The organism is Fontimonas sp. SYSU GA230001, assembly GCF_040066175.1.
GTDB lineage: Bacteria > Pseudomonadota > Gammaproteobacteria > Nevskiales > Nevskiaceae > Solimonas.
The window spans coordinates 41066-57217 of the sequence record NZ_JBEAAM010000026.1; the positions used below are offsets into that span (position 1 = coordinate 41066).

Below are 16152 nucleotides of genomic sequence, written 5' to 3' on the forward strand. Positions count from 1 at the left end.
GCGGGAGTCCAGCGTCCCGTTGACCGAACCTCCCATGCCGAAACCCTCAGCCGCGACCCCCATCAAGTTCAGCGATCTCGGCCTGCCAGAACCGATCCTCGCGGCCGTGACCGCGGTCGGCTACGAAACGCCGTCGCCGATACAGGCGGCGACGATCCCGCCGCTGCTCGAAGGCCGCGACCTGCTCGGCCAGGCGCAGACCGGCACCGGCAAGACCGCGGCCTTCGCGCTGCCGATCCTGGCGCGCCTGGACCTGTCGCAGCGCGTGCCGCAGGCGCTGGTGCTGGCGCCGACGCGTGAGCTGGCGATCCAGGTGGCCGAAGCCTTCCAGCGCTACGCGGCACGGCTGCCGGATTTCCACGTGCTGCCGGTGTATGGCGGGCAGAGCTACGAACCGCAGTTGCGCGGCCTGCGCCGCGGTGCGCAGGTGGTGGTCGGCACGCCCGGCCGCGTCGTCGATCATGTCCGGCGCGGCACGCTCAGGCTCGACCATCTGCGCCAGCTGGTGCTCGACGAGGCCGACGAGATGCTGCGCATGGGCTTCGTCGAGGACATCGAGTGGATCCTCGGCCAGCTGCCGCGGCAGCGGCAGATCGCGCTGTTCTCGGCGACGATGCCGGCGCCGATCCGCCGCATCGCGCAGACGCACCTGCGCGATCCGGCGGAGATCACGATCCAGGCGAAGACGACCACTGCGGCCAATGTGCGCCAGCGCTACTGGCTGGTCGGCGGCATGCACAAGCTCGACGCGCTGACGCGCATCCTCGAAGCCGAGCCCTTCGAGGCGATGATCGTGTTCGCGCGCACCAAGCTGGCGACCGAGGAACTGGCGAATCGGCTGCAGGCGCGCGGTTTCGACGCCGCCGCGCTCAACGGCGACGTGCAGCAGGCCCAGCGCGAGCGCATCGTCAACCGGCTGCGCGACGGCAGCCTCGATATCGTCGTCGCCACCGACGTCGCCGCACGCGGGCTCGACGTCGAGCGCATCACGCACGTCGTCAACTACGACGTGCCGACCGATACCGAGTCCTACGTGCATCGCATCGGTCGCACCGGACGCGCCGGACGCAGCGGCGATGCGATCCTGTTCATCGTCCCGCGCGAGCGCCACCTGCTGCGCGCGATCGAACGCGCGACGCGCCAGCCGATCGAGCCGATGGCGCTGCCCAGCGCAGAGGCGGTCAACGCGCGGCGGATCGAGCGCTTCAAGGCGGACCTGAACGAGGTGCTGGCCGACGAGGCGCAGCGTGGTGCCCTGCTGCAGTTCCAGGCGGTGATCGGCCAGTACGCACAGGAGCGCGGTCTGCCGCTGCTCGACATCGCTGCGGCGCTGGCCTGCATGCGCCAGGGCAGCGAGCCCCTGCTGCTGCCCTCCGAGGCAGCGCGGCCGCCGGCGGCCGTGCCGGAGAAGGCCGCTTCGGCACGTTCGCGCCCGCCGCTGCGATCCGAGTCGCCGCAGATGGCCGCCGCCGACATGCCGCGCCCGGAGCGGCCCAAGCGCGAACGTCCGGCCGCCGCTGCGGACATGGAGACCTTCCGCATCGAAGTCGGCAGCCGTCATGGCGTCAAGCCGGGCAACATCGTCGGCGCGATCGCCAACGAGGCGGGCCTCGACAGCCAATACATCGGCCGTATCGACATTCACGACGACTACAGCCTCGTCGATCTGCCGCAGGGCATGCCCAAGGCGATCTTCCGCGACCTGCAGAAGGCCTGGGTCGCCGGTCGCCAGCTGCAGATCAGCCGGCTCGCCGCGCCGGCCGAAGCCGGTGTGCCGCGCGCCCGGCCGCACGCCGCGCCGCGGCCGGGCACACACAAGCCGCGCAAGCCGCGACGCTGAGCAGCGCCTACACGCCGAGGCGCGCGCGCAGCTCGGCGGGGGTCAGGTACGGCGGACGGGCGATGCCTTCGATCTTCTGCACCAGGCTGACGATCTTGGCGTTGACCGGCGTCGGCCGCCTGTGTTCGAGGCCCATGCAGACGATCTCGCCGTTGAGCTGGCCGATCTCGGTGCGGCGACCCGCCTCGACGTCGGCGACCATCGACGGGTACGAGCCCGCCTGCAGGCCGTTGCGCAGCTTGGCAAACCACCACGGCAGCGGCGTGCGCCCGGCCAGCAGCGCGCGATAGACGCCGTAGGGAATCGGCATCGGCAGGTGGTAGTCGATGCGTGCGTGTTCGAGCAGGGCGACCGCCTCGTCGAGCACGGCGACGTAGATCGCGCGCAGGTCCGGCTGCGTCAGCAGATCCTTGAACGTCGTGTGCGTCAGTGCGCAGATCGCGTTGGCGAGATTGATCAGCAGCTTGCCCCAGGCGGCCGATTCACCCGACACCTGCGCGACCTTCATGCCGCTGTCGCCGAACGCGGACAGCAGACGGCGGTCGTCGCTGCCGATCAGGATCTGCGGCCTGGTGGTGATCTGCGCGTGCAGAGGCTCCAGCAGCTGGCCGTTGAACATCACCGTCAGCGGCACGACCCGCGCGCTGGGGAAGCGCTCACGGATGTGGCGCAGCGCACCGACACCGTTGAGGGTCGAGACCAGCGTGCAGCGCGCGGGCACCTCGCCGATCTGGGTCAGGAGCGCGTCGAGCTGGGGAAACTTGACGCAGATCAGCAGGTAGTCGATGTCGTCGAGCGCGAGGGAACGCGTCAGCACCGGCTTGGGCGCGACGATCGGCGGATATGCCGATCCGACATGCTCGACGCGGATGTCCTGCGCGGTCTGCAGCGCGGCGTCCTTGTCGCGGACATACAGCTTGAGCGGTTCGCGCTTGGCCGCCATCAGGTACGCACTGAGGATCGTGCCGACCGCGCCTGCACCGACCACGAGGATCATGTCGTCGCACCGTTCGATCTGGTTGGGTGGCAAGCCTAACCCAGCGCCGCCGCCGAAGGCGCGTGTCCCGGCCGCGCCGCGCTCGTCCTACAATGGACGCAGGCCTTCGCGGCATCCCCGCATGAACGGAGACAGCCTCATCTGCGCGACCTGCGGCACCGCCAATCCGGCCGGTGCGCGCTTCTGCAACCAGTGCGGATCGCGTATCACGGCGGCCGAGGTGGCGGACTACACGCCGCGCCATCTGCGGGGCGCGCTCGCGCAGGGGCCGGCCGTGCAGGGCGAGCGCAAGCGCGTGACCGTGCTGTTCGCCGACATCAAGGGCTCGACGCGCCTCGCCGAGCAGGCCGGGGCCGAACTCTGGCACGAGGTGCTGGACCGCTTCTTCGCGATCCTGTCGCGCGTGGTGCACCGCTACGACGGCACGATCAACCAGTACACCGGCGACGGCATCATGGCGCTGTTCGGCGCACCGCGCGCACTCGAGGATCACGCACAGTTCGCCGCGCGCGCGGCACTGGAGATGCAGCACGAGGTGCGCCGCTACGCCGACGAGCTGCGCCTGAGCCACGGCCTGAACCTGACCATGCGCGTGGGTCTGAACAGCGGCGAGGTCGTCGTCGGCCGCATCGGCGACGACCTGCGCAGCGACTACACCGCGCAGGGGCCGACGGTGAATCTCGCGGCGCGCATGGAGCACATCTGCGAGCCGGGCCGCGTCTATGTGTCGCGTGATACCGCGAACCTGCTGCGCGGCTACTTCCGTCTGCGCGCACTGGGCGCGACCGAGGTGCACGGGATCGATGCGCCGGTCGAGGTCTTCGAGCTGGAAGGCGCGGAGGGACTGCGCACGCGCCTCGACCGCAGTCTGGCGCGCGCGGGCTCGCCGTTCATCGGCCGCGAACGCGAGCTGGCCGCGCTCGCCGCGGCGCTCGACCGCGTGCGCGGCGGGTGCGGCCAGATCGTGGCGGTGATCGGCAACGCCGGCCTGGGCAAGTCGCGCCTGTGTCACGAGTTCGCCGAGGCCTGCGCTCGGGACGGCGTCGCGGTGCACCGCGCCACCGGCGTGCCGTACGCGAGCCGGGTGCCGATGTTCCCGATCCGCCAGCTGCTGCGCAGCAAGCTCGGCGTGCCGGAAAGTGCCAGCCCGCAGGAGGCGCGGCGCTGGATCGCCGGCGCGCTGCTGCTGGAGGATCCCGGCAATGCCGCCGTGCTGCCGCACGTCTTCGACTTTCTGGACATCGCCGAGGCCGGTGCCCGGGCGCAGGACTCGGGTGCCGCCGCGGCACAGCACATGCTCGACCAGCTCGCCCGCTATCTGCCGTGCACCACGGACCCGCAGATCCTGCTGGTGGAGGACCTGCACTTCTTCGATCGCGCCAGCGAGACCTTCCTGGTGCGCCTGTGCGAGCGCGTGCGGCAGGCACCCTGCCTGCTGCTGCTGAACTTCCGCCCGGACTACGTCTCGGAGGGGCTGCAGCCCCTGATCGACGAGTCGATCGCGCTGTCGGCGCTCGACGACGCCCAGCTGCAGCATCTCGCCGGCACGCTGCTCGGCGGCGATCCCTCGGTGGCGGAGGTCGCGCGCACGGTCGCCCGCCGCGCCGGCGGCAATCCGTACTTCGTCGAGGAGGCGGTGCTGGCGCTCGCCGATGGCGGCTGGCTGCAGGGACGGCCGCGCGCCTGGCGCCTGACGCGGCCGGTCGAGGAGTGGCCGCTGCCGGATTCCGTGCAGGCCCTGCTCGCGGCGCGCATCGATCGCCTGCCCGACACGCTGCGCGGCCGTCTGCACACCGCGTCGGTCATCGGCCAGGTGTTCGACGCCGAACTGCTGGCGCGGCTCGATGGCGTCGCTGACGTCGAGGAGGACATCGCCGCGCTCGAGGAGCTGGGCTTCGTCCACCACCGCGACGGTGGCGGCATCGCGTTCTGCCACCCGCTCGTGCAGGAGGTCGCCTACCGGGGCCAGCTGGAGGCGCGCCGCCGCAGCGTGCATGCGCGGCTGGCTGCATTGCTGGAGGCGCGCCATCGCGGCGCCGGCGCCGGACCGCAGGAGCTGGCGCTGCGCATCGCGCACCATTGGCAGTGCGCCGCGGAATGGGACCGCGCGGGGCAGTGGAACCTCCTCGCGGTGCGCTGGGCTCTGGGACACAGCATCGTCGTCGTCGCCGAACAGGTCCGGCGTGCGCTCGCCAACTTCGATCGTGCGCCGGACAGCGCCGAGGTCATCCGCGGGCGCATCGCCGCGCGCGCCAGCCTGATCCGCATCGCGCAGTTCGTCGCGACCGCCGACGCCGACGTCGAGCGTGCCTACCAGGAAGCACGCGCGATGGCGGCGGCGAGCAACGATGTCGCCGGTCACGCGGAAGTGCTGATCTCCTACGGCAACGAGCTCCTGCACCGGGGACAGGTCGATGCCGCCGCGAACATGCACGATGAGGCGATCGCGCTGTGCTTCGAACGCGGGCAGACCGAGCTGATCAACCGCTTCCGGCTGGCGATGATGCTGTCGTTCAATGCCGCCGGCCGCCTGCGGCGCATCATCGACGTGCTCGATGCCGCGGGCGGCGACTGGCGCCTGCGCTCGGTCGATGAGGAGAACTTCCAGTCGCGCGGCTTCTACGGGCTGATGCTGGGCTGGATGGGGCGGCTCGACGAGGCGGCACGCCACCTTGACGCGGCGCTGGCGTTCGCCGAGCGTGCCGGGCGTGCTGCCAGCTGGATGTACACCAACCAGGTCGATCTGGCGTTCCTCACCGGCGCGGTCGGTCCGGTGCTCGCCGCTGCGGAGAAAGGGCTGACGGAGGCCGAGAAGTACGGCAGCCCGTTCTTCCGCGCGATCGCGCTGCGTGGCTACGGCCTGGCCTTGAGCCTCAACGGGCGTCACGACGAGGCGCTCACCGCGCTGGAGGAAGCCGCGCCGCTGGTCGTCCGCGGCGCCGCCGCGCACCAGTTCGAAGCCAATCAGCTCGCCACGCACGCGCTGGCGCTGCTGCGCGCCGGGCGCGCGGCCGAGGCCGAGCGGCGCGCGCAGGCGGCGCGCGACAGCGCCGCACGGGCCGGTTCGCGGATCTGGGAGATCATCGCCTGGCTGGTCTGGCTGCAGCTGCCGGCCGTTGCGCAGCGGCGCGAGGAGGCACAGGCCGGCATTCGCCGTGTCGGCCACCTGATCGAGTTCACCGGCGCCGAAGGCTTCCGCCCCTGGGTGCACGCGGCGCGCGCACACTGGGCGTCCGATCCGCACGCGCGCGCGCTCGCGCTCGCCGATGCGCAGGCCGGGTTCGCGGCGATCGGGGCGCAGGCATATGCGCAGGCCATGGCCGAACGGCGCGACCGCGACGCGGCAACAATGCGAGAATCGGCCTGAATGATCGGTACCACTGCCGGGGGAAAACCGTGAACCTGACCCGATGGAGCATCGTCGCCGCGCTGTGCCTGGGTCTGGGTACGACGGCGGCGCTCGCCGACGAGGCGCTGGACCAGGTCGTCGCGTGCATGCGCGCCAACATTCCGAAGACGCTGCAGATCAAGGAGATCGCGCTGACCGCCACCGACCGCACCGGTGGCGTGCGCGAATTGCGCGGCCGGCTGTACGCGATGCGCGAGGATGAGCGGCTGCGGGCGATGGTCAAGATCGCCTCGCCGGCCGACCTCGCGGGGGCCGCGTATCTGCTGCGCGAGAAGTCCGACGGCGACGAGATGTACGTGTATGTGCCGGCGCTGCAGAAGGTGCGTCGCATCACCGGGGTCGGCGTCGATGGCATGCTGTGGGGGACGGATCTCTCCTACGGCGACATCAAGCAGCTCAACAATGCCTTCGCCGCCGGCCAGACGCGGCTGGACGGGCGCGGCGACCTCGCCGGGCGGCCGGTGCATCTGCTGACGTCGCTGCCCGCGCCGGGCGAGGTCTCCCGTTTCACGCAGACCCGGATCTGGGTCGATCAGAAGACCTGCGTCGGCCTGCGCGCCGACTTCTACGAGGGCGATACGGTGCGCAAGCGCCTCGACGTGGAACCGGCCTCCCTGCGCCAGTCGGGTCCGCACTGGTATCCGGGCGAGGCGCTGATGAGCGACCTCAAGGAAGGCACGAAGACGCGCCTACGGGTGCTCGGCCTGAGCAGCGACGTCGATCTGCCCGGGCGGCATTTCAACCCGAGCACCTTCTACATCGGCAGCTGACGCGTCGTCGATGCAGCGGTTGATCGCATGGCTGGCGTCGCACCCGCTCGGCATCGTCGTCGCCGGTGTGCTGCTGTCCGCCGTCGCCGCCGTGGTGCTGATCGACCCGCGCGACGGCAGCCTGCGCCTGCGCATCGATCCGGCACTGGAGCGCCTGCTGCCGGCGCAGGATGGTGACCGGGCACTCTACGACCGCGTGCGTGCGCAGTTCGGGGAGACCGATCCGGTGCTGCTCGCGGTCAGGTTCGACAACGTCTATACCGCGGAGAACATCGAGCGCATCGACCGGCTGACGCGCCGCCTCGGCGAGATCGAAGGCGTGCGCCAGGTCCTGTCGCTGGCCAATGCACAGAATCCGGTCGCCGACGAGTTCGGCATCAACCTGAGCAGCTTCGCCGCGCAGGCGCGCGAGCAGCCCGAGTCGATCGGCGGTTTCGCGCGCGCGCTCGCCGACAATCCGCTCTACCGTGACGCGCTGGTGTCGCAGGACGGGCGCGTCGCCGCGTTCGCGCTGACGCTGACCGGCGTGGACGAGAACCAGTTCCGTGCCGGTGCCTACACCGCGCGTATCCGCGCGCTGGCCCGCGAAGTCACCGGCTCCGAGGAGATCTGGATCACCGGCAGCCCGGTGATCAAGGCGGCGACCACCGACGCCATCCTCGACACCCTCGCGTTCACGATGCCGGCGATCTTCGTGCTGGTGGTTGCACTGCTGCTGGTCGCCTTCCGCAGCCTGCGCACCGTGCTGCTCGCGACCTTCACCATCAGTCTGGCGCTGGTCTGGACGCTCAGCGCCGCGGTTCTCCTCGATCTGGCCATCAACCTGGTCACCGCGATCGTGCCGCCGCTGGTGATCACGCTGGCTTTGTCCTATGCCGTGCATCTGCTCGCCGAGTATTACGACTTCGAGCGCAAGGAAACGCAGCGCCAGCGCGTCGAACGCACGCTGCGCCGCGTCGGCGGCGGTCTGCTGCTGTCCACGGCGACGACCGCGGCCGGATTCCTCGCGCTGATTCCGGGCCAGCTGCCGGTGATCGCCCAGTTCGCCGTGCTGTCCAGCATCGGCGTCGGCATCGGCATGCTGCTGACCCTGGTGTTCCTGCCGGCGGTGCTGAGCCTGCTCGGTCCGCGCGAACCGCGGCGGCCGCTCGGCGAGGCCTTCTTCGCGCGCAAGGCGCGCCGCATCGCATTGTTCGACCTGAAATGGCGCAACTGGATCATCGCCGCCGCCGTGCTGTCGATCCCGGTCGATCTGTACTGGGCGAGCCACATCCGCGTCGGTACCGAGTACATCAAGAACTTTGCTGCCGAAGCCGCGGTGCGGCGCGACTACGAGGCGATCAACCGGGTGTTCGACGGCGCGAGCCAGGTGTCGATCCTGATCGAAACCTACGTCAACGACGCGCTCACCGACCCGGCCCTGATCCGCGAGATCGAGGCGTTGCAGAATTGGCTGCGCGAGCAGCCGGAAGTCGGTCCGGTGATCTCGTATGTCGATCATCTCAAGCTGATCAACCGCAATCTCAACGACGGCGATCCGGCGCACTACCGCATTCCCGACGACGCCACCGCGGTCAAGCAGCTGCTGGTGTTCGGCGGCAGCGACGAGATCCGGCGCGTGATCGACTCACGCTTCAGGACCGCGCTGATCTCGGTGCGCATCAAGGTCGATGGTTCGGTGCAGATCGCCGACTTCGTGCAGCGCACAGAGGCGCGCCTGCGCCAGATGACGCCGCCGCTCGATGGTCGCGTGACCGGCAGCCCGGTGCTGGCGACGCGGACCGTCAACGAGATCGCGTCCGGGCAGCTGACCTCGCTGACGCTGGCATCCGTGGCGATCTGGGCGATGCTGGCGCTGATGTTCACCTCGGCGCGTGCGGCCCTGCTGGCGATGCTGCCGAACATACTGCCGGTGGCGCTCTACTTCGGGATCCTCGGCTTGCTCGACATCCCGCTCAACCCGACCAACAGCCTGATCGCGTGCATCGTGCTGGGCATCGCCGTCGATGACACGATCCACTTCCTCGCACGCTTCAACGCCGATGCGCGCGCCAAGGCCAACGAGAAGGCCGCGGTCAAGAGCGCGCTGGCCAGCATCCTGCGGCCGGTCACGTTCACCGTCGTGGCGCTGTGCCTGGGCTTCCTCGTGTTCACCGGCAGCGAGCTGCAGAATCAGGTGCAGTTCGGCCTGCTCGCCGCGTTCACGCTGTTCATCGCCTGGTTCGCCGACATCCTGGTGACGCCGGCGCTCGGTTCGAAGCTGCGTATCGTCACGCTGTGGGACATCGTGCGGCTGGATCTGGGCCAGTCGCCGCAGCACACGATCCCGCTGTTCTCGGGCCTGTCGCTGCGCCAGGCGCGGCTGTTCGCGCTGCTGTCCAAGCTCGAACGCCACAACAGCGGGGCGCGCGTGATCACGCAGGGCGACTATGCGCGCGACATCTATGTCGTCGTCGATGGTCAGCTGCAGGTCTGGGTCGAGCGCAACGGCGAGCGCAAGGTGCTGGCTTCGCTCGGCCGCGGTGCGGTGATGGGCGAGGCCGGATACTTCGGGCAGCGGCGCACGGCCAACGTCGATGCGGTGTCGCCGGTGCGCCTGCTGCGCTTCGACTCGCAGGACCTGGAGCGCCTGCGCCAGCGGTATCCGCGCATCGCCGCGGTGATCTACCGCAATCTCAACCGCATCCAGGCCGAACGGCTCGCGCGCGCCACGGCGATGTTGTAGCGGAGTCCAGCCGCGCCCGCATCCTGTACCCGCAGCCTGCAACCATTGTTCAAGGAGCTTCCCCATGTCCCTCAAAGGCAAGACCCTGTTCATCACCGGCGGATCGCGCGGCATCGGTCATGCGATCGCGGTGCGGGCCGCGCGTGACGGTGCCAACGTCGCCATCGCCGCCAAGACCGCCGAGCCGCATCCCAAGCTGTCCGGCACGATCTACAGCGCCGCGGCGGACATCGAGCGGGCCGGCGGCAAGGGGCTGCCGATCGTCTGCGACATACGTGACGAGGAACAGGTCAAGGCCGCGGTCGCGAAGACCGTCGAGACCTTCGGCGGCATCGACATCCTGGTCAACAACGCCAGTGCGATCAGCCTGACCGGCACGCTCGCCACCGACATGAAGCGCTACGACCTGATGAACGGGATCAATGCGCGCGGCACCTTCCTGTGCGGCAAGTACTGCATCCCGCACCTGAAGAAATCGTCGAATCCGCACATCCTGACGCTGTCGCCGCCGCTGGATGTCCGGCCCAAATGGTTCGCCCCGCACGTGGCGTATTCCATCGCCAAGTACGGCATGAGCCTGTGCACGCTGGCCTGGGCGCAGGAATTCCGCAAGGACGGCATCGCGGCCAATTCGCTGTGGCCGCACACGACGATCGCCACTGCGGCGATCACGCTGGTCGGCGGCGACGCGATCATGAAGCGCTCGCGCACCCCGGACATCATGGGCGATGCCGCACAGCTGATCCTGAGCAAGCCGTCGCGCGAGTTCACCGGCCATTTCTGCATCGATGACCAGGTGTTGCGCGATGCCGGCGTCACCGACTTCTCCCGGTACGCCGCGGTGCCGGGGACGCCCGATCACGAGCTGGCCCCGGATCTGTTCCTGCCGGACGAGCTGATCAGGATCGGCTGAAGCCGTGTCGCGCTGGCGTCCGCCGTCGCCGCGGTCCTCGCCGCACATCACCGCGGAGGGGCACGCCCGCCTGAAGGCGGAGTTCGAACAGCTCTGGCGCGTGCGCCGGCCCGAGGTCGTGCGCGCGCTCGCCGCCGCGGCGGCCGAAGGCGACCGCAGCGAGAACGCCGAGTATCAGTACCGCAAGAGGGAACTGCGCGAGATCGACGCGCGGCTCAAGTACCTGACCGCGCGCCTGCAGGACGTCACCATCGTCGAGATCAGGCCGCGCGACGACAGCCGGGTGTACTTCGGTGCCTGGGTCGAGGTTGCCGACCCCGACGACCGCAGGCACCGCTACCGCATCGTCGGCGCCGACGAGGCCGACGCGCGCGCCGGCCTGATCAGCGTCGATTCGCCGGTCGCACGCGCGCTGCTCGGCAGGGCAGCCGGTGACGTGGTGCGGGTGCTGCTGCCGGCGGGTCCGACCGAGCTGGAGATCGTCGGCGTCAGCTACGAGCCGCCGGCTGCTTGACGTGCGTCAGTGCCGTGCGCTGGCACGGCCGCTTCAATGTGCGGGCACGTCGTCCGCAACCACGAGTCGAAATGGCCCTGGAACCGCAGCACCGCTTCAACATCGGCTATCTGATCGCCGCAGTGCTCGGCATCCTGCTGCTGCAATGGCTGCTCTCCGGCGTCGAGCGCGTGCGCGGCGTGCCGTACAGCGAGTTCGAGCAGATGCTCGCCGATGGCCGTATCGCCGAAGTGGTCATCGCCGGCGACAGCCTGCGCGGCACGCTCAAGGCCCCGGAGTCCGACGGCATCCGTCACGTCGTCACGCAGCGGGTCGATCCACAGCTGGCGGAGCGCCTGGGTCGGTACGGCGTGAACTATTCCGCGGTGAAGGAGAACACGCTGCTGCGCGACATCCTGTCCTGGGTGCTGCCGGTGCTGCTGTTCTTCGGCCTGTGGATGATCGTGTTCCGCCGCTTCGCCGAGAAGCAGGGTTTGGGCGACGGGCTGATGGCGATCGGCAAGAGCAAGGCCAAGGTCTATGTCGAAACCGACACCAGGGTCAGTTTCGCCGACGTCGCCGGCGTGGACGAGGCCAAGGCCGAACTGCAGGAGATCGTCAATTTCCTCAAGCAGCCGGACGCCTACGGGCGGCTCGGCGCGCGTTTGCCCAAGGGCATCCTGCTGGTCGGGCCGCCCGGCACCGGCAAGACCCTGCTGGCGCGTGCGGTGGCCGGCGAGGCCGGCGTGCCGTTCTTCTCGATCAATGGTTCGGAGTTCGTCGAGATGTTCGTCGGCGTCGGCGCCGCGCGCGTGCGCGACCTGTTCGAGCAGGCGCGGCGCCAGGCGCCGGCCATTATCTTCATCGACGAGCTGGACGCGCTCGGCCGTGCACGCGGCGCGTTTCCGATGGCGGGCGGTCACGACGAGAAGGAGCAGACGCTCAATCAGCTGCTGTCGGAGATGGACGGCTTCGATCCGCGCCAGGGGCTGGTGCTGCTGGCGGCGACCAATCGCCCGGAAATCCTCGACCCGGCCCTGCTGCGCGCGGGACGCTTCGATCGGCAAGTGCTGGTCGATCGTCCCGACAAGGCCGGTCGCGTGCAGATCCTCAACGTGCACCTGCGCAAGGTGAAGCTCGCCGCGGACGTGAGTCCCGAACAGATCGCCGCGCTGACGCCGGGCTTCTCCGGCGCCGATCTCGCCAACCTCGTCAACGAGGCGGCGCTGCTGGCGACGCGCGCCGGCAGCGAGGCGGTCTGTCTCGACGACTTCACGCGTGCGGTCGAGCGCATCGTCGCCGGACTGGAGAAGAAGAACCGCCTGCTCAATCCCCACGAGCGGCGCGTCGTCGCCTATCACGAGCTGGGCCACGCCTTCGTCGCGCTGGCGCTGGGGACGACCGAGACGGTGCACAAGGTCTCGATCATCCCGCGCGGCATCGGCGCGCTCGGCTACACGATCCAGCGTCCGACCGAGGACCGCTACCTGATGACGCGCACCGAGCTGGAGAACAAGATGGCGGTGCTGCTCGCGGGCCGCGCCGCGGAGCAGGTCGTATTCGGCGAAGTGTCCACCGGTGCCGCCGACGACCTGGCCAAGGCCAGCGAGATCGCGCGCAGCATGGTCACGCGCTTCGGCATGGTGCCGGCGCTCGGGCAGGCGAGCTACGAGACAGAGACCCAGCACTTCCTCGACCCGAACCTGGGCACCGTGCGCCGCTACGGCGAGGCCACGGCGCAGAAGATCGACGAGGCGATCCGCGACCTGGTCGAGCAGGCCTTCCAGAAGGCGCTGTCGGTGCTGTCCGGCGAGCGCCCGCAGCTCGATGCGGCCGCCGAGCGGCTGCTGGTCCAGGAAACCCTGCTCGAACGCGAGCTCCGCGAACTGGTGGCGCCACCGAAGGGCGCCTGAGCACCCGTCGTCGCCAAGCGCCGCACGGGCGGGTACGCTGCGCCAAACGGGCAGCGGAGCCGTGCACGTGGACTGGGCGGAGCGGTTTCACCACAACTTCCTGGCGCAGCTCAAGCGCGAGAACGCCACCGCCGAACAGGTGGCGCGCTGGGCGTTGCGGCCCTATCGCATCGCCGATCTGCGCATCGTCGGGGAGGGGCGCGACCGCGATCTGGCGCGCCTGACGCTGGACGAGGCGCAGGCCGCTGCGGCGCTGGATGCGGTCGCGGCCGACGATTCGATCACGCCGGACTTCTACCGCAGCCAGAAGGTCGTGCTGGTGCTGGTGCCCGGCTTCACGCACGAGACGCTGCGCAACCTGTCGTGGCACGAGCAGATCGAGCGCAGGGATTCGCCGCATCACGTCGTCATGCTCAGGCCCGGCTGGCAGAACGAGCCGCCGCAGGAGATCGAGTACGCGCGCGGCGACGGGTTCAAGCTGCTGTACGTGCGCTACCCGCGGTCGAATGCGGCAGCGCGGCACATCCTCGGCCCGCTGTTCGAGATGCTGCATCGCTCGACCGCGCTGCGTGGCTGGGTGGAGCAGGGCTACAAGCTGTTCTTCGTCGGCTATTCGTATGGATCGCCGCTGTCGCTGGAGCTGCTCGCCGCGTTGCATGCAGGGCACTATGCGGACGAGTTCATCCTGCGCTCGACGCTGGGCTTCCTCGGCCTGTGCGGCGACATCGGCGGCTCGTATCTGGCCGACGACGTGCTCAAGCCGGATGCGCAGCTGCTCAACATCCATCGCGTCGTCGATTTCTGCCGCCGGCATCGCTGGATCGGCACGCTTGCCGGGCTGGGTACGCAACAGTTGCTCGACGACATGGTCGGCGGCGTCGAGTCGCTGGGCCATGCCGAACGGCAGGCCGCGCTGCGCCGCTACGCTCCGGACCTGCCGCCACAGCTCAAGTACTTCACGGTCAGCGCGGTGCTGCCGCTGGCCGATTACCGGCGGCGCTGGTGGCAGTTCAATCTCGACGACTACGCGATGTACCGGCAGGCACGGGTGTCCGATCCGGTGTCGGTTTACAACGATGGCCAGGTGACGCTGGACGACCACCTGCTGCCGGCGACGGTGCCGATTCCGCCGCAGAACAACATCCACCTGGGCGCGGTGCGTGCCCACCACTGGGGTGTGAGCTACCGGACCTTCAATTTCGGGCGCAACCGTTTTCCGCGGCCGGCGTTCTACCGGGCGCTGATGCGGACGATTGCCGAGGCGTTCGCTCGCAGTCCGTGACCGCGCGCGAGCGCCGTGCCGTCGCCTGGTCGCGACGATAGCGTTCCGGGTTCTGCATCGTGCCCGACCAGATGTTGCGCCGCGCACCGCGTGCCTGGGCTTCTTCGTCCACGTAATCCTGCGAGTAGCGGCGATAGGCCAGCGCCCAGCCCTGGCGCACCATCCAGGCTTCGATGTCCACGCCGCCGACACTGCAGCGTGCGTTCAACCTGCCATAGCGGTCGGTCTTGCCGGGAATGCATTCGACCGTGCGCCGGCCGAGCAGTGCCTGCAGGGCCTGCGCCGCGCGCCGGCCGCAGGGCCAGACCTGGCCGTCGCTCTGGCGTCTGCACGTCTGCCCGGCCTCCGGCGCGTCGATGCCGTGCAGGCGGATGCGCCGACCGTGGATCTCGATGGTGTCGCCGTCGATGACCGTGGCGACGCCGGCGAGCGCCGGCCCACCCGCGTCCGCCCTCGCGTCGCCGAGCGCGGCGGTCGCTGCGAGCAGTGCGGCAAGGAGCGGAGTCCTCATGGCGGTGGAACCGAAAAACCCGGCAGCGCCGGGTTTCATCACGATCGGTGGTCGGGGTGACAGGATTCGAACCTACGACCTCTTGCTCCCGAAGCAAGCGCTCTACCAAACTGAGCTACACCCCGTTGTGATCAGGCGGCGCGCGTGAGGTTGTAGCGGGCCAGATCGACCAGTGCGTTCTTGTATGGCGACTCGGGTATTTCGCTCAACGACTGGATCGCTTCGCGGCTGTGCCGTTCGGCGAGGGCGCGAGTGTAAGGAATCGCTCCGGTGGATTCAACCGCCGCGAGCACGTCGCCGAGCCGGTCGATGCGGCCGTGGCGGATCGCGTCGCGGATCAGCGCGGCCTGTTCGGTCGTGCCGTGCTTCATCGCGTGGATCAGGGGCAGCGTCGGCTTGCCCTCGGCCAGGTCGGTGCCGATGTTCTTGCCGCTGACCGTGGGGTCGGCGAGGTAGTCGAGCAGGTCATCGACCAGCTGGAAGGCGATGCCGAGCTCGTGTCCGTAGCGGCCGGCGGCGTCCTGGATCGCCTGTGTCCGATCGGCCGCGATCGCGCCCAGGCGGCAGCCGCCCTCGAACAGGCGCGCAGTCTTGAGCTCGATCACCCGCAGGTAGCGGGCTTCGTCCACCTGCGGATCGCCGCAGTTGAGCAGCTGCAGCACCTCGCCTTCGGCGATGGCGTTGGTGGTGTCGGCCATCACACGCATCACTTCCATGCGGCCGCTGTCCACCATCATCTGGAAGCTGCGCGAATAGACGAAGTCCCCGGACAGGACGGCGCCGGCGTTGCCCCACACCGCGTTGGCGGTCTTGAGGCCGCGGCGCAGGCCGGATTCATCGACCACGTCGTCGTGCAGCAGGGTCGCGGTGTGGATGAACTCGATGGTCGCCGCGTGCAGGATCGGCTCGTCGGTGGTGCAGCCGAGCGCGCGGGCGCTGAGCAGTACCAGCGCCGGGCGCAGGCGCTTGCCGCCGGCGGAGACGATGTGCGCGCCGATCTCGTTGATCAGGGCGACTTCCGAATGCAGGCGGGCGCGGATGGTCTCATCGACGCGGCGCATGTCGCCGGCAATCGGCGCCAGGATGTCTTGGAGTTTCATGGGGTGCGCGGATGCTAGGGACGGGGCGGATTGCCGTCAACGGATGCACGTGCGGCCGCGGATCGCGCACGCATGCCTGCGAACCGGCCTGTGAATAAGTGAGTCCTTTCCAATCCAGAGATGAGCCTGAAGGGCGGGTCTGAGTGAGGGGCTGTCAGGCGGCGGGACGCTGGGCTTTGCTGATGGAAAGGAACAACTG

11 protein-coding genes and 1 tRNA gene are annotated in these 16152 nt (G+C 69.5%); 8 read left to right on the forward strand and 4 right to left on the reverse strand.

Translation table 11 applies throughout. The features are described 5' to 3' along the window. Positions 1–34: 34 nt before the first annotated feature. Complete coding sequence (locus AAG565_RS13160; protein ID WP_348820072.1) at positions 35–1840, forward strand: DEAD/DEAH box helicase; 1806 nt, start codon at positions 35–37, stop codon at positions 1838–1840. Positions 1841–1847: 7 nt separating this feature from the next. Here AAG565_RS13160 and AAG565_RS13165 read toward each other — a convergent pair whose 3' ends face one another. Continuing rightward, complete coding sequence (locus AAG565_RS13165; protein ID WP_348820073.1) at positions 1848–2837, reverse strand: 2-dehydropantoate 2-reductase N-terminal domain-containing protein; 990 nt, start codon at positions 2835–2837, stop codon at positions 1848–1850. A gap of 121 nt (positions 2838–2958) precedes the next feature. Between AAG565_RS13165 and AAG565_RS13170 the strand changes: the two genes are divergently transcribed. The 7 genes from AAG565_RS13170 to AAG565_RS13200 all read left to right on the forward strand — a co-directional run bounded on the left by AAG565_RS13170 (position 2959) and on the right by AAG565_RS13200 (position 14342). Continuing rightward, positions 2959–6204 (forward strand): adenylate/guanylate cyclase domain-containing protein, encoded by a 3246-nt coding sequence (locus AAG565_RS13170; protein WP_348820074.1) that lies wholly within the window; start codon positions 2959–2961, stop codon positions 6202–6204. Between the two features lie 29 nt (positions 6205–6233). Further along, a complete protein-coding gene (locus tag AAG565_RS13175; protein WP_348820075.1) occupies positions 6234–7016 on the forward strand; it encodes an outer membrane lipoprotein-sorting protein in 783 nt (260 codons plus the stop codon). A gap of 10 nt (positions 7017–7026) precedes the next feature. Then, positions 7027–9741 carry an MMPL family transporter gene (locus AAG565_RS13180; RefSeq protein ID WP_348820076.1) on the forward strand — a complete coding sequence of 905 codons (2715 nt, stop codon included), beginning with the start codon at positions 7027–7029 and terminating at the stop codon, positions 9739–9741. Between the two features lie 64 nt (positions 9742–9805). After that, a complete protein-coding gene (locus AAG565_RS13185; RefSeq protein ID WP_348820077.1) occupies positions 9806–10654 on the forward strand; it encodes an NAD(P)-dependent oxidoreductase in 849 nt (282 codons plus the stop codon). A 4-nt stretch (positions 10655–10658) separates the two neighbouring features. Next, positions 10659–11168 carry a transcription elongation factor GreB gene (greB, locus tag AAG565_RS13190; protein WP_348820078.1) on the forward strand — a complete coding sequence of 170 codons (510 nt, stop codon included), beginning with the start codon at positions 10659–10661 and terminating at the stop codon, positions 11166–11168. A 77-nt stretch (positions 11169–11245) separates the two neighbouring features. Continuing rightward, a complete protein-coding gene (ftsH, locus tag AAG565_RS13195) occupies positions 11246–13060 on the forward strand; it encodes an ATP-dependent zinc metalloprotease FtsH (RefSeq protein ID WP_348820083.1) in 1815 nt (604 codons plus the stop codon). Positions 13061–13127: 67 nt separating this feature from the next. Then, positions 13128–14342, forward strand: coding sequence for a hypothetical protein (locus tag AAG565_RS13200; protein WP_348820079.1), 1215 nt, complete (start codon positions 13128–13130; stop codon positions 14340–14342). On the opposite strand, the gene AAG565_RS13205 is transcribed toward AAG565_RS13200, so the two are convergent. The 3 genes from AAG565_RS13205 to AAG565_RS13215 all read right to left on the reverse strand — a co-directional run bounded on the left by AAG565_RS13205 (position 14254) and on the right by AAG565_RS13215 (position 15953). Continuing rightward, a complete protein-coding gene (locus AAG565_RS13205; protein WP_348820080.1) occupies positions 14254–14853 on the reverse strand; it encodes a thermonuclease family protein in 600 nt (199 codons plus the stop codon). The genes AAG565_RS13200 and AAG565_RS13205 overlap by 89 nt on opposite strands. A 48-nt stretch (positions 14854–14901) precedes the next feature. Continuing rightward, positions 14902–14978: transfer RNA gene (locus AAG565_RS13210), tRNA-Pro, on the reverse strand. Positions 14979–14984: 6 nt separating this feature from the next. Next, a complete protein-coding gene (locus AAG565_RS13215; protein ID WP_348820081.1) occupies positions 14985–15953 on the reverse strand; it encodes a polyprenyl synthetase family protein in 969 nt (322 codons plus the stop codon). Between the last annotated feature and the right edge of the window lie 199 nt (positions 15954–16152).

Bases quoted from the DNA above. Each gene is read 5' to 3' on its own strand.
- AAG565_RS13160 (WP_348820072.1), top strand. From the start codon at position 35: ATGCCGAAACCCTCAGCCGCGACCCCCATCAAGTTCAGCGATCTCGGC.
- AAG565_RS13165 (WP_348820073.1), bottom strand. From the start codon at position 2,837: ATGATCCTCGTGGTCGGTGCAGGCGCGGTCGGCACGATCCTCAGTGCG.
- AAG565_RS13170 (WP_348820074.1), top strand. From the start codon at position 2,959: ATGAACGGAGACAGCCTCATCTGCGCGACCTGCGGCACCGCCAATCCG.
- AAG565_RS13180 (WP_348820076.1), top strand. From the start codon at position 7,027: ATGCAGCGGTTGATCGCATGGCTGGCGTCGCACCCGCTCGGCATCGTC.
- AAG565_RS13185 (WP_348820077.1), top strand. From the start codon at position 9,806: ATGTCCCTCAAAGGCAAGACCCTGTTCATCACCGGCGGATCGCGCGGC.
- AAG565_RS13205 (WP_348820080.1), bottom strand. From the start codon at position 14,853: ATGAGGACTCCGCTCCTTGCCGCACTGCTCGCAGCGACCGCCGCGCTC.
- AAG565_RS13215 (WP_348820081.1), bottom strand. From the start codon at position 15,953: ATGAAACTCCAAGACATCCTGGCGCCGATTGCCGGCGACATGCGCCGC.